This is a genomic window from Candidatus Competibacteraceae bacterium (genome assembly GCA_016713505.1).
Taxonomy (GTDB): domain Bacteria; phylum Pseudomonadota; class Gammaproteobacteria; order Competibacterales; family Competibacteraceae; genus Competibacter_A.
This window is the reverse complement of the sequence record JADJPA010000001.1, coordinates 1196561-1210412: the sequence shown is the minus strand read 5'-3', so window position 1 is coordinate 1210412 and position 13852 is coordinate 1196561. Positions and strand designations below refer to the sequence as shown.

General features: G+C 61.6%; 12 protein-coding genes. 4 read left to right on the top strand and 8 right to left on the bottom strand.

Annotation, left to right across the window (positions count from 1 at the left end; translation table 11 throughout):
• Window positions 1-4 precede the first annotated feature (4 nt).
• From IPK09_05540 to IPK09_05515, 6 genes are read right to left on the bottom strand one after another with little or no spacing between them, the layout of a single operon-like run.
• Window positions 5-901: a sulfotransferase gene (locus IPK09_05540; protein ID MBK7983081.1), complete on the bottom strand. Its 897-nt coding sequence runs from the start codon at window positions 899-901 to the stop codon at window positions 5-7.
• On the bottom strand, window positions 898-1782 hold the full coding sequence (locus IPK09_05535; GenBank protein MBK7983080.1) for a sulfotransferase: 885 nt from the start codon (window positions 1780-1782) through the stop codon (window positions 898-900). Before IPK09_05535 ends, IPK09_05540 begins: the two co-directional genes overlap by 4 nt.
• A 6-nt stretch (window positions 1783-1788) precedes the next feature.
• A complete protein-coding gene (locus IPK09_05530; GenBank protein MBK7983079.1) occupies window positions 1789-3300 on the bottom strand; it encodes a hypothetical protein in 1512 nt (503 codons plus the stop codon).
• An 8-nt stretch (window positions 3301-3308) separates the two neighbouring features.
• Complete coding sequence (locus tag IPK09_05525; protein MBK7983078.1) at window positions 3309-4787, bottom strand: hypothetical protein; 1479 nt, start codon at window positions 4785-4787, stop codon at window positions 3309-3311.
• Window positions 4750-5712, bottom strand: coding sequence for an alpha/beta hydrolase (locus IPK09_05520; GenBank protein ID MBK7983077.1), 963 nt, complete (start codon window positions 5710-5712; stop codon window positions 4750-4752). Before IPK09_05520 ends, IPK09_05525 begins: the two co-directional genes overlap by 38 nt.
• Window positions 5712-7313, bottom strand: a complete 1602-nt coding sequence (locus IPK09_05515; GenBank protein ID MBK7983076.1) for an alkaline phosphatase family protein — start codon at window positions 7311-7313, stop codon at window positions 5712-5714. Before IPK09_05515 ends, IPK09_05520 begins: the two co-directional genes overlap by 1 nt.
• A gap of 296 nt (window positions 7314-7609) precedes the next feature.
• On the opposite strand from IPK09_05515, the gene IPK09_05510 reads away from it, so the two are divergent.
• The 3 genes from IPK09_05510 (at window position 7610) to IPK09_05500 (ending at window position 9511) form a co-directional block, all read left to right on the top strand.
• Window positions 7610-8761, top strand: coding sequence for a TRAP transporter substrate-binding protein (locus tag IPK09_05510; GenBank protein MBK7983075.1), 1152 nt, complete (start codon window positions 7610-7612; stop codon window positions 8759-8761).
• A 299-nt stretch (window positions 8762-9060) separates the two neighbouring features.
• Entirely contained in the window at window positions 9061-9276 is a 216-nt protein-coding gene (locus IPK09_05505; protein ID MBK7983074.1) for a BrnT family toxin, read from the top strand.
• Between the two features lie 34 nt (window positions 9277-9310).
• Window positions 9311-9511 carry a hypothetical protein gene (locus tag IPK09_05500; protein ID MBK7983073.1) on the top strand — a complete coding sequence of 67 codons (201 nt, stop codon included), beginning with the start codon at window positions 9311-9313 and terminating at the stop codon, window positions 9509-9511.
• Between the two features lie 530 nt (window positions 9512-10041).
• Here the strand turns inward: IPK09_05500 and xerC are convergent.
• Together xerC and IPK09_05490 are read right to left on the bottom strand one after the other, a co-directional pair.
• Complete coding sequence (gene xerC, locus IPK09_05495) at window positions 10042-11046, bottom strand: site-specific tyrosine recombinase XerC (protein ID MBK7983072.1); 1005 nt, start codon at window positions 11044-11046, stop codon at window positions 10042-10044.
• Window positions 11046-12671, bottom strand: coding sequence for a hypothetical protein (locus tag IPK09_05490; protein MBK7983071.1), 1626 nt, complete (start codon window positions 12669-12671; stop codon window positions 11046-11048). The genes xerC and IPK09_05490 overlap by 1 nt, the downstream gene beginning before the upstream one ends.
• On the opposite strand from IPK09_05490, the gene IPK09_05485 reads away from it, so the two are divergent.
• A protein-coding gene (locus IPK09_05485) for an IS3 family transposase (protein ID MBK7983070.1) occupies window positions 12666-13843 on the top strand; the annotation gives its coding sequence in 2 pieces (ribosomal slippage) (window positions 12666-12936 and window positions 12936-13843; 1179 coding nt in all). The genes IPK09_05490 and IPK09_05485 overlap by 6 nt on opposite strands.
• The last annotated feature ends 9 nt before the right edge of the window (window positions 13844-13852 follow it).

The window sequence follows — 13852 nt, the reverse complement described above, 5'->3', positions numbered from 1 at the left end:
AGCATCATTGATAGCCGAGCCGGCGGGCCAGCCGCAGCATGTCCGGCCCGAAGCCGCGCGATTCCGGCAGCCATTCCAGCGGTCCCACCAGGCTGGCGGGCGAAGGGCGGCCCGCTTTCAACACCGGTTCTTCCAGAAAGCCCCGGTTGTTGCCGTGGGCCGCGCCGGGCGGTCCGATATGGGCGTAAGGCGAGTTTTCGGGATGTTTCATCGCTTCGATGGCGGCGTCATCGGTCCGAATTTGCAGCCATTCCGCGATTTGGCGCAAGTAACTATCCGGTTCCGCTAAGAAATCCTCGCCGAGTAATCTCATGGCTTGGCCAGGCGGCAGGCTGGCGGTAAAGTCCAGAATGCTGGAGTGAATCTTGATCCAGTGCCCTTCGATCATGGCGGCCAGCCGGTTGAGGTCGGGCTGGCCTTGCAGCAGCGCCTTGGCTGATTTGATCCGATAGAAGGAATTGCCGGTCGAGCGCGGGTGGCGGGTCAGGTGCAGAAACCATGCGTGTGGGAACATCCGGCGCAGTCTCGCCAGATTTTCCGGCTTGCCCTGGGTCGGGCTTTTATCGACCAGTTGCCGGGGCGCAATCCGTTCGGCCAGGTAGTGAAACATCCGCGCGGTGGTCCAGTGCCGGTGTTGGCGCAGCCACGCGCGGGCTTCGCGCACCGTTGCTTGGGTTTGTTCGCCGTGATGCAGTTCGGCGACCACCCGCAGCAGCCCTTGGTTCATGTGTTTGCGGCCGGGCCGGTCGGGGAGTTGCAACCATTCGTCCAGCGTGTCGACGATACCTAAGTAAATTTCCGGCAAGCCGTACAAGTCGGGATGCTGGCCGATGGCCATGCACACCACCGACGAGAACGAGCGGCCGGGACATAGAATAAACAGGGGTTGCGGGTCGGTCATTGATAACCCAGCAGTCGGGCGGTTTGCAGCGTGGCGCGAGAAAAGCAACCGGCCGGCGAGGGCCAATCGAACGGTCCTTCCAGCCGGGCCGGCCGGAGGGGCCTTTTTTCAAAGCGCGGGCTGTGCAAAAAGTTCGGATCGTGGCCGAACGGGGCGTTGGGTGGGCCGATGCAGGCGTAGGGCGACCGTTCGGGATGCAGCATCGCCGCGATGGCGTCGGCATCGGTACGGAGTTCCAGCCATTCGGCGATTTGCGGTAAATACACCTCCGGTTGCGACAGCAGCAGTTCCCCCTGGATGCTCAAGGTCTGACCGGGCCGCAGGCGGCGGGTAAAGGCCAGGATATTGCGGTTGGCGCGCAGCCACAGATTTTCGGGGTTGGGAGGCGTGCCGGTCCGACGTTTGGCCAGGATGGCGGTTTTTTGCTGGATTTCATGGATGGATTGGCAGGTCGTCCGGGGATGGCGGGTGAGATGCAGGAAGTACGCGTCGGGAAAATGTCGGTGCAAGCGGGCGAGGCGGGTTTCATCGAGCACGGTGCTCGGGCTTTTCTCGACCAACATGCGGGCGCCGCCACGTTGGGCTATGAACTCGAAAACCTGCTGGATGGGCCAGTGTCGGTGTTGCGCCAACCACGCGCGAGCGCGTTGTACAGTGTCTTGCGTCTGCGCCTGATACTCCAGTTCGGCGATGGTTCTTAGCAAGCCGTTCAGACCTTGCGGGCGATGGGCGGTCAGTCGCTCGATCACCTCGCCCAGCGTATCGGCCAGAAACAGATTCAGTTCCGGCAGCCCATACGCTTGCGGGTGTTGGCCCAGCATGTTGCTGACCACGGACGAGAACGACCGCATACAGGTCAGAATGAACAGCGGAGGAGCCATCGCTCGTCAAGGTTTGGGGTGCGCGGCGAAGAATTTCCAGATTTCTTCGCTGGCGCTCAATTGATGGCTGAGATAAATGCCGCGCCCCTGTTGTTTGGCGTTGGGCGTGGAGCCGGGCCAGCCATGACCGCCGCCGCGTACGACATAATAAGTGACATCCGCGCCGTTTTTGCACCCTTGGTAGGAGAAGCGATGGGTGTCGGCGGTAACAGAGCTTTGTAGGGGCGTGGCGGCGCAATTGTTGCGCTGCCGCCATTGGTCGAGCCCTCGCAGGGCGGATGGATAGCTGGCCATTTGTGCGGAATAAGCGCCGCGCCCGCCTTCGAGCGGCACGTTTTGATCGTTGCCGCCGTGGATGTGAAGGATGGCGACCGTTTGGCTTGGCCGGCATTGAGCGTAGGTTAGAGAGCCGGCGACCGGCGCGATAGCCGCGAGCTGATCGGATAGGTCGCACCCGAGTCGGTAGGCGAACATGCCGCCTTTGGAAAGCCCGGTGGCATAGATGCGTCTGGGATCGATGTTGTACGACCGTTTTAGCTGTTGCAGAATGGCGCTGACGAAACCGACATCATCGACATTCTGGTTTTCGGCGTAACCGCGCGGTGGTGAAGATCCGGCATTCCAACTCAGGCGCCGTCCTTGCTGGGCGCCGGTACCGTTCGGATACACCACGATGAAACCGTGGCGCTCGGCAATCTGGTGTAGGTTGGTGGTTCTGACGATGCCCGCCGCATGGCCGCCACCACCGTGAAAGACCATCACCAACGGCGTGGGCCGACTTGTTTTCAGGCTGGCGGGGACGTAGAGCAGATAGCTGCGTTCGCGTCCGCCGTGGCTCAAGTTCACGGTTTTGAAGCCGGGGGGCAGGTCGGCGTTACCCCCGAACGAACGGCCGAAACCTCGACTTTGTTGGCCGAACGCCCAATCCTCCTCGTCGGCGCGGGCGAAGGCGCGCCGCCCGCCGCCGGGTAACTCATCCATCGAGTTATCTCCGGGCAGACCAGCCGCTGGGCCGCGTTGGCCGAAGGCGCGCCGCCCGCCGCCGGGTAACTCATCCATCGAGTCATCTCCGGACGGATCGGTTACGAAGTGATCGGGCGTTTGGCCGCGTTGGGGAAAAGCGCGAACATCGTCGGCGCGAGCGAAGGCGCGCCGGTCGGCGCGACGGGGCAAGTCAGTGGGTGGGACGTCCTCAAAAGCATCGGGCAGGGCCGGCGGCGGAGAATTCCATACGGCGCTGGGGCCGGCCATGCTCTTCGGATAAAGTGTGGCGGAGGTTGAAGTCTTATCGTTCCAAGCCTGGACGGGATTCGGCTCGCGCGCGGCCCTATTCTCTTGGGCGCGCAGGGCGCGGCGCTCCAAGCGGCGCTCGTAGGCGAATGGCGCACTGTCGTAAGATCCCAGGCGTTCGACGCGCCGCTGATGATCGGCTAGCGAGGGATAGTTCCGCGAATGGCGCGGCGCGTCCTGACAGCCGACCAGCAGAGCGAGCGATAGCGCTACGAGGGTTTTTTGCATGAGATATCCTAGCGGTGGTGTTTTCGTCCCAACCAGATTTCCAAGCCTCCCTGCGGATTGTCCTGGTAACTCCAAGCGCTGCCGTCCCGAACGGCCACCCGCGGGCCGAAGGGATTGGCGGCGCCGACGAACAGTCCGTGCTCGGTCGAGACCAAAACTCGAAACCCATAATTATAACGGTTGCCGAAGCCGTCGGTGGTGACCGGCAACCAATTGTCGCCGTCGAAGCTACGATAGAGGTCGCCGCCGGCCTGGCGCTCCATGATGTCGTCCAAGCCGACGCGGTTGACGATGTGCCGAAAGCGTTCCGCCCAATTTTGCTGGTTGGCGAAATACAGCATCAAGCTCCAATCGAAGGTGCCCAGATAAAGCCAGCCCTCGTGGGCCATCATCCGCCAGAAATAGCCGTTGAAGGCGTTGCCGTAGCCGGGCAGATAACCGGAAGTCGCCGCTTTACCGTCGCGGGGCGCGCCGACCACCACTTCCCATTCGCCATCAGGATAAAAACGGATCAATTCGGGCGCGGCGGGACCGATTTTGTTGACCAGATCGATCCCGCCGTTTTGAATGCCGCTGCCGATATAGAGCGCGCCCTTGAACTCCTGAAAGCTCATCACCATCTGGTTGAACACGCCCCGGTGGGCGCCTTTTTCAAGCACCAGTTCCCAGCGATAAGGCGGGTTGCCCTCGGCCCTCGTGCGCCAGACCTGATACCCTTGCCGGATGTTGCCGGTGCCGGCGTATAGGTATTCGCCAAACGCCGTCATCTCGAAGACGACCACATTGTCGGGATCGCCGAAGCCCGGTGTGTTGACGGGGCGCCAATCACCCTTGAGCGGATCGCGGCTTTCGTAAATAACGGCGATGCCGGAGGTGTTGGGTTGGCCGCCAGCCTGTCCGGTCGGCGCGGTGAATAGCCGGCCCTTAAACGGGGTCAAGGTACGGATCGAATTGGTCGGCAAGTTCACCAATCCTGGCTTGGAGACAGGCGTAAATTCCTCACCGTCCACGCTGCGCAAGATCATCGCGCCGGGCCCGCGCGCCGAGGCGTAGGTGGCGACATACAAGGCCGGTTCCGGGTCGGAGTCGCCCTGAAAGACCGCCATGCCGCGATAGCCCATGTCGCGCGGTATTTGCGAGCCATGCAGGCCGGCGATCATGGGGGAACGAAAGGCTTCCCGCCAGTGTTCGGAAACCGGCTCGTATTGATAAATCCGGGCGCGCATGTCGAGTTCGTAAAGATCGTCGGGGCATTCCACCGGCCAGAACGGAAAGCGTTTGGGAATTTTGGACGCTTTCAACATGCACATGTTGGCGCGGGTCACGCCGACGTAGAGATGGCCTTGATGCCAGGCCATCGAGTGGGGATAAGAATTGTGACCGTCGCCGAAGCCGTTCGGGGCAATCTTGCGAAAGTCGGTGCGGCATAGCCCGGCGGGCGGGCTAGGTTCAGAAGCTCGCCAGCAGGGAGTCGGATTCGGCGTCATCGTGTTGGAGTTCGGGGAGGTCGGTGGCGGCGGGCGCAAGATTGGCTTGCGCGGCGAGAAAGCGCAATGTCGGACGCACCAGTCGGCGCGGTTTGGACAGCGGGAAAAAATGGCCGGCGTTCGGCACCAGCCGCAGCCGGTAATTCGGGCAAAGGCGGCGCAGCGCAGAACCGCTGCGCACGGTGGTCGATTGTTCGCCGTACACGCCGAGGATGGGTTGCCGTAATGTGGCCAGGCGGGCGGGCGTCAGATCGTCGTGCGACAGGTATTCCTGCCGGATCGAGGTGGATTCCTGTAAGTGCAGCCAGCGATGCGCGGTGCCGCCGCGTCGGGACGGGTTGCCGGTCAGGCCGAACACGCGGGGCAGATGCTCGCCCGCCGCCGGGTTGTGCAGGTGCGAACGGGCCATTTCCACTAGCAATTGATAGCCGCTCTCGGGGGCGTCGTCGTCGAGCACGATGCCGGCTTGTTCGAAACGCGGTCGCCAGTGCGGCCAATGCGGCCAGTCGCGCAGGCGCAGGTGCGGCTGCACGGTCCGCAACCGGACATCAGCCAAAATCAGGCTGATGACCCGCTCGGGAAACAGCACGGCGAACAGTAGCGCCACCGCGCCGCCGTAGCTATGGGCCAGCAGGTGGACGCGCTCCAGCTTGAGATAATCCAGCAACCGCGCCAAATCGTGGACCAGCACTTGCGGCGAGTAGCCTTGCGCGGGGATGTCGCTGCGGCCGTGGCCGCGCAGGTCGTAAGCGGTGAGGCTACAGAGTTGGCTGAGCGGTCGGACGATGCCCAGATGCCAGAAGCCCAGATTGGCGGCCAAGCCGTGAACCAGCACCAGATCGCCGCACGGCGGTGGGACATTTTCCAGGCGACAGGGAAATTGCAGGTAATGCAGGCCGACGCCGGCCAAGCGGGCGACGGGCATTACTCCTCCAGATAACCGAGCATGGCCAGTTGCGCCAGAATTTTTTCCTTTTCGCTATCGGGCATGGCCTCGGACGGCAGTTCACCGCGATTGACGGGAAGGGTGGGCGAGCCTTGGCGGACCGGATGTTGCTGTAGCCAACCTTCGTTAAAGCTCGCGGTCGCCACCCGGCCGTCAAAATCTTCCGGGATCGGTAGGTTCAGGCTGTGCAACAGCGTGGCGGCCACGTCGGCGATGGGAAACAGCTCGCCGGTCGCGCCGGCGCGGATGCCGGGTCCCGCCGCCAGAAACACGCCATCGGGATGGTGGGTGCCGACCGGGCGCGGGCGTTGGCCCACCGGCGGCGAAACGTTGCGGATCGAAACGAAGCCGTAATCGGCCAGCACTAGGGTCAAATCCGGTGCATTGGCGGTGGCCTGGCCGGGAAAGGCGTCTTCGCGGACCAGAATATCGCGGATCGCCGGCCGGCCGGTGGCGGGATCGATCAGTTCATAAAGTTGTCCCATCAGCCGCTCGCGGAACGCGAAATAGTCGCCCGGCGCGATGCCCGGCTGACCGGAGTCCCGCGCGACCCGGATGATGATGCCGTTGCTGGAAGGCGTGGGGCAGTAAGCGACGGTTTTTTGCCAGTTCAGATAAGCAAAGGGGCTGGCCTCCCGGCGCTGCGCCGCCGCCGTGCCGTCCAGGGTTTGGTAGACCAGATGGCCCAGATCGGCCAGATAGCGGTTGATGCGCACGATGGTGGCCGAGTCGCGAAAACCGTGATCCGAGGCCATGAACACCCGCGCCTCCGGTCCGGCCAGGGCGACCAGTTGTTCCAAGTAGCTGTCCAAGTTACGGAAATAGCTCAAACACAGCTCGCGAAGCTGCTGGTGAAAAGGGCTGGGATGGTCCGGTTGCAAGTCAGGATCGAGGTAATACCACGCCTGATGCTGGATCTTATCCACGCCGTCGAACAGCACCGCCAGCAACTCGGGACGGTCTTCAGCCAGCAGCTTGCGGGCGACTTCGAACCAGAGTTTTTCGCGCGGCAAGTGATAGCGCACCCAGTCGGCCAAGTAAGCCTCATCCATGTCGTTGCCGACTTCGTTTTCCCGCTCGAAATCCCAGGCCAGTTCCTTGGGATGAAAACCGGGGATGGTTTGCAAGCGCTCGTACAGGGCGTTCGGCGTCATGTTGCGGCGCAGATGCCGCCAGGGTGTGAAGCCGGGAATCAGGCTGCCGTTGATTTTCGGCGGCGGCGCCATGATCGGAAAGTTGAGCGAAACCACCTTCCGGTTTTGTCGGCCGGCGATGCTCCAGAGCGTCTCGCAGCGGATGTCGCGAAAATCATAGAGGGTGAAAAACACCTCGGTTTGCCGGTCGTCTACCCGCATGAAATCGTAGATGCCGTGTTCGCCGGGATTGCGTCCGGTCACCAGCGTGGTCCAGGCCGGCGGCGTGAGCGGGTGCGGCGTGGAACGCAGCGGCGCGCAAAAACCCCGTTCTATGAACGATTTGAGAAACGGCATGACGATGCCCTGACCGGGTCGGTCCTGGATCAAGTCGTCGAGCAGGTGAAAAGTAGCGCCATCCAGGCCAAGGAACAGAGTTTGGCTCACGATGGACTCCAGAAAAATCGAGGGCTGGCGGTGAACGGACGAAGGTGGGTCGGAGCGATCATGGACGGTGTTAGGGTATGAGTAGGCTTAGGACACTTTGGCAGAGCATTTTTGAACATGGCCTGAACGATAGCGGCAACGGTAGCGTATGGAAAACCTCCTTGCAATCATCAAGCCATTAACCAGAAAAGTCGAATGGAGAATTCGGCTGAAGCTCTGTTAAAGTTATACGGACAACCAGTATTAATCTGAGTTGCCAAAATAAAATCGCCAAGTTACCGACAAAGGAGAAGAACATGCAGCGTCGTGAGTTTATGAAAAAAGCCGGTCTGGGTATGGCCGCCGTCGCCGCCAGCGCGGCCGTGCCCGCCAGCGCTCAGTCGCAAGCCCCGGCGCCTGCCCCAGCGCCCGAACCCGCGGCCCAGCAAGGACAAGGTTCGCCCGCCATCAAGTGGCGGATTGCCTCCAGCTTCCCCAAGAGCCTGGATACGATTTATGGGGGCGCCGAAGTGCTGGCCAAGCGGGTCGCCGAACTGACCGATGGTAAGTTCGAAATTCGCGTGTTCGCCGGCGGCGAGCTCGTGCCGCCGTTTGGGGTGTTGGACGCCGTACAACAGAACACGGTGGAATGTTGCCATACCTGCGGCTACTACTTCCACGGCAAGAACAAGACCTTTTCCATCGATACCGCCATTCCGTTTGGCCTGAACGCCCGACAGATGAACGGATGGTATTATTTCGGCGAAGGTCTCACGCTGACGCGCGAGTTTTTCGCCAAATACAACGTCGTCAATTTTCCCGGCGGCAACACCGGCACCCAGATGGGCGGTTGGTTCCGTAAGGAAGTCAAATCGCTGGAAGATCTCAAGGGTTTGAAAATGCGCATTCCGGGTTTTGGCGCCGAGGTGTTTTCGGCCTTGGGCGCGGTGCCGCAAGCGATCCCCGGCGGGGAAATTTATCCGGCGCTGGAGCGTGGGGCGATCGACGCCGCCGAGTGGGTTGGCCCTTACGACGACGAGAAGCTCGGTTTTTATAAGGTCGCCAAGTTTTATTACTACCCCGGTTGGTGGGAAACCGGACCGCAGATCAGCTTCTATGTCAACAAGGAACAATGGGAGAAGCTGCCTAAGATGTATCAAGCCGCATTTGAAGTGGCCGCCAGCGAAGCCAATCTCAAGATGATGGCGGCCTACGACGCCAAAAACCCGCAAGCGATCCAGCGGCTGGTGCAGAACGGTTCGCAGTTGCGGCGTTATCCGGACGATGTCTTGAAGGCGGCCTATGACGCGGCCCAGAAACTCTATGCCGAGGAATCCGCCAAGAACGCGGATTTCAAGAAGCTTTACGATTCGCTGCGCGCCTTCCAGCAGATTTCGGATATCTGGATGGGATTGCCAGAGGGGGCGCTGTCGAACTTCATGCAGGCGCAGTTGCGGGCGAAGAAGTAGTGATTGAACCGGCCTGGAGAGCGCTAAACCGCTTTCCAGGTCGCAAGCGAGTTGGTTTGCGATTGGTTGTGAAGTAGTGGTGGATAGCGTGTCCAACTATATAGAAAGTTTAGAGCGCCTTGGAGTTGCCGGAGATTTTCGAAAATGTCAACCGCGAAAGAAACCGCTAAGGAAGCGTTAACCCTGGATGATCGGGAAACGGTCATCAAGGTGATCGGCGCCTTGATCGCCGAGGAGCGGATGACTGTGGCGCTGACGTCGGTGGATGCCCCGGCGTGACCTTCGCCCAGGCGGCGACCATGTTGCTTGATCCCCTGGCGCTGACCGTTTTCGATGCGGCGCATAGCGACGGGGAAGATCGCTGGTTCACGTTGGGCATGAGCGAGGGCGGACGGCTGTTGGCGGTGTCCCACACCTATGAGCCGCTGGAACCGACCCGCTCTCAGGTGCGCCTGATTTCGGCGCGGGAAGCCACCCGCCGCGAGCGGATGCAGTATGAGAACGAACCGAGGTGATGCGATGAGCCAGCTTTCAGACCCCGATGACGATATGCCCGCCGAGATCAACTTCTCGCAGGGTCAACGCGGCCAGTTCTTCAAGCCCGGCACGAAGTTGAATCTGCCGGTCTATCTGGATGCGCCGGTGCAAGCCCGCCTCGCCGCGCTGGCCGAGGCCAGGGGCGTGGAGTTCTCCATCTTCATCAACGAACTCCTGAAAAAAGACCTCGAACTTATCGATACAACACGCTAAAGCACAATCCCATAATGCCGCCATTTTACTTAGGGCGTGCAAACTATTTTTATAGTAAGACCATCTTTATAGGCGTAATACTCAGCGCACCATTTTCCTTTTTTAATTAAACTTCGCTTTTCAATATCACTGGCCTCAAAAAATCCTTGATGGATGTATAGCCTTTTTGAGACCAATCCATTTCTTGCCAAGAATAGCCCTGTTGCCAGCTTGCCCAAGCACGGTAATACAGTCCGGATTCCTGATCGTAATACTGGCCGGGGAATCAGTCACCCACCGGGCGTTGGTCGTGCTTTTCTCGATTTTCCCAGTTCCTTCAGTTCACTAGGCGCGTTTTGTCCGAATGGGAACGGCTGAAACCAAGACAACGGGCCAACGGCGGTTTGGAGAACCGTTCAGGCGGGCGAGCGAGGCTGTCAAAGAGCGAACGATTTTTGAAGTGTCGGCATCGGCGAACGATCCGTCAAGACCGGATCAATCGACCTTCTTTAGCCGCTAAGAAAGGCTTTTGGAAGGAGCAGACGCGGGGTTCAGGAGCCGGCGGACGGTTCAGGCGGCTCTGCCTGGAGGGTGGCGGATTCCACGGTCACCAGCGGATGGGTGGCGGCGTGGATTTTGGCCAGATGGTCCAGCGCGACGTGGGTATAGATCTGGGTGGTTTCGAGGCTCTGATGGCCGAGGAGGGCCTGGATGACGCGGATGTCGGCCCCGCCCTTTAGCATGTGGGTCGCGCAGGCGTGGCGGAACAGGTGGCAGGAGCCGGGTCTTTCGATGCCCGCTTTCTCCAGCAGGCGCTTGACGCGGGCCGAGAGCGCGCTCCTTCGGAAGCGATGGCCCTGATCCGTGAGGAACAGCGCGGGTTCGTGGGGATCGTGTTGCAGGTAAGGACGGCTCTCCTGGCGATAACGCGCGATCCAGGCCAAGGCGCGTGGTCCGAGCGGCACGAAGCGATCCTGTTGGCCCTTGCCCGCGCGGATCAGCAGAGTGACGTGGCGGGCATCCACGTCGGATAAGTCCAGGTTCGCCAGTTCCAGACGGCGGATACCGGTGGCGTAGAAGACTTCGAGCATCGCCCGATCCCGCAACCCTTCGGCCGTGCTCAAGTCAGGCTGAGCGAAGACCGCTTCGATGTCCTCGACGGATAAGAGGGTATGCGGCAACTGCTTGGGCTTTTTGGGCAGGATCAGCTCGGCGGCGGGGTTATAGAGAATCCGCCGCTCGCGCACCAGCCATTTGAAGAAGCCCTGGAGCGGGGTGAGCAGGACGTGTTGAGAGCCGAGGGTCAGCGGTTGACCATCGGGTTTGCGGGCGTCTCGGAGCTGGCGTTGATAGCGCTCCAGGATCGGGCGGGTGATCTCGGCGGGCCGGTGCAGGTCGCGCTCGGCACACCAGGCGCTAAAGCGACGTAGGGCCGATTCCCGGCGGCGGTGGGTATCTTTGGCGCTGCCGGTCATCCGCGTCCAGTCCAGATACGCCTGCATCAGCGGCCACAGCGCAGCGTGAGTCGGCGCCCGATGCTGGCGGGGACGGCCCATCAGGACGCGCTCGCGGCGGTGGGCATCTCGGTTTGGCTCCCCGCCACGGACTCGAACCGGTCTAGGATGAGCGCTGAGCGATCACTCACGGGGTGAGATACGACCGGTGAGTACGTTACGACCGGCCTAAAGTCTGGATTTTCCCCACCTTTTGCGTTTTCGGCGATGTCAGCGGGCGTCGGCTCAAAAGCCGCTTCCACAGGGCCTAAACGGGTGTTTTCAAGCGGCCGACCACCCCCCGACCGGGGGCCGACCTCAGTCCGACCAGGCACCGACCGATCCCCTTCCAACCCCGACGGGTTGGCGTCGTAGGCGTATTCTGGACCGTTGGAATCGCGGTTGAGCGCGTGTTTCGGGGTTTTAGCCCTTGCCGGCGTGACGGATTCCCCGGCTTGACGGCGCAGTTCAGCGACATCGATCAACCCGCTCAAGTGTGGCCGGTCGTCGGGATGTTCGTCGGGGCCGTCGTAGAGCAGTTCATAGGCGAAGGATTGCCCCGGCGCGCGATGGGCGAGGACGTATTCCAGATCCACCAGCCGGGCGAGGTGGATTTTGAGCTGGGTGTCGCCCCAGTCCAGGGCCTCGCGCAGTTCCCGGCGGCGGAAGCGGAAGGCGCGGCGGGGGATACTTTGGATTTGGGTCTGTTCACGCACCCACTGCTGGGTCAGACGCAGCAGGCGGCGGGTTTGCGGCGGCAGCTCGTCCAGGGTGCGGCCCAGCACCTCGTGGGCCAGCCGGTTGGCCACCTCGATGTCGTCCAGGGTGGCTTCCAGGTAGCGCAGCGGCGGTCCGTCCCCCGATCCCGACCGCCGGGCGGTCTGCTGCGGGCGTTGGTGCTGGTGGAGCAAGGCTAAGGCGTCGATCAGGGTCAGATACTTCTCGTGATCGCGCCGCGTGCGGGTGGAGCCATCGACGAAGGTCAAGCGCTCGGCGTAGGGATTGACGACGGGGATCGGCTCCAGCAGCCGTTGGGCGTGGCGGTGTAATTGGAAGATCGCCGCACGTTCCTGTCCGGCCAGCAGTCCCTCCAGCGTGCGGCGTTGGCGTTGTTGGGCGTGGATGGCCTGGGTCTGAGGACGAGACTCGTTGACGGCCAACACCAGACAGCGGTTCAACAGTTCTTCATCCGGTTCGGCGGCGGTGGTGGTGAGCAACAGCATCACCGGGCCTTTCACCCGATAGGTCCGCGTGGCGAGTTGACCGGTCTGCGGGTCTTTGGCGGTGCTGGCGATGGTCAGTTCCCCTTCGGATTGCAGGAGCTTCAAGGCGTATGCGGCTTGCAGAGCACCTTCGCTCTCGGCAATCGCCAGCACCTTGTGTTGGAGATCGGTCTCGCCGACGTAAAACAGGCTTTGGCCGGTGACGGCGGAGTACTTGACCCGCTCGTGTTCCGGCACGAAGGCCAAACAGGCGTCCTGAAGGGCGGATTTGCCCGCAGCGGAGGCCGATTGCACCAAGACGGCCAGGGGCGCGGGCAGCTTGCGCGAGAGGCAGGCCAGATAGCCCACCAGGCCGTTGACCGGCTCGCCGACCAGCCCGCAGCGGGCCAGGTCCTCGGTGAGGTAGGCTGAAAAAAGTGGACGCCAAGACTCTCTAGACTTAGGAGAAGGAGGTGGACCATGCAACGACTCCCCCGAGGGGTGTACACGAAAGAATTTCGCGAGCAAGCGGTGCGACTGGTGCTGGAGGAAAGGCTGTCGATCCCGCAAGCAGGTCAGCGCTTATCGATGTCGCCCAAGACGCTCGCCAACTGGGTGGGGGCGGCACGACGTGGGGAATTAGCGGTGCTCGGCGGCCGGCAGAAACCGTTGACCGAGGGCGAAAAGGAACTGAGACGGTTACGCCGGGCGTTGGCGGAGGTGACGATGGAGCGCGATATTTTAAAAAAAGCCGCCGCGTACTTTGCCAAGGCGTCACTGCCCGGTACGCGCTAATGGAGCCCCTCAAACGCCGGTTTCCCCTGACGGTCTTATGCCGGATGTTTCGGGTGTCACGCAGCGGGTTTTACGCCTGGCGACGGCGTCCACCCTCAAGCCGAAGCGGCCAGGAAGGGCGATTACAAGCGGAGATTCGCGCCGCGCATGAGCGCACCCGTCAGACCTATGGCCCCGAGCGCCTGCAACGCGATCTGGCGGCGCGGGGTGTGCGCGTCGGCGTGCATCGGATCAAGCGCATCCGTCGCCAGTTGGGTTTGCGCTGTCGGCAAAAACGGCGGTTTCGCGTGACGACGGATTCACGCCATGCCTTACCCATCGCGGCCAACGTGCTGGGCCAATGCTTTCGCGTCCAACGTCCCAATCAGGCTTGGGTCAGCGACATCACCTACGTGGCCACGGACGAAGGCTGGCTGTATGTGGCGGGGATCAAAGACCTCCACAGCGGCCGGATCATAGGCTATGCGATGGCCGATCACCTGCGCCAAAGCCTGGTGACCCAAGCGCTGGAACAGGCGCTGCAAACCCGCCGCCCCCGGCCAGGATTGATTTGTCACTCCGATCGCGGCAGCCAGTATTGTGCTTGGGACTACCAACAGCGCCTGCGCCAGCACGGCCTCCAATCTTCCATGTCCCGGCGCGGCAACTGTTACGACAACGCCCCCATCGAGAGCTTCTGGGGCACCTTGAAAACCGAACTCGTCCATCAAAACCGCTTCGAGACACGTCAACAAGCGATCGGCCAGATCACCGAATACATTGAACTGTTTTACAACCGTCAGCGCCTCCAAGCCCGGTTGGGCTATTTATCGCCCGCCGCGTTTGAACAGCGCTTCTATCACCATCAACTTAAAAAAACCTGATTCCTTGGC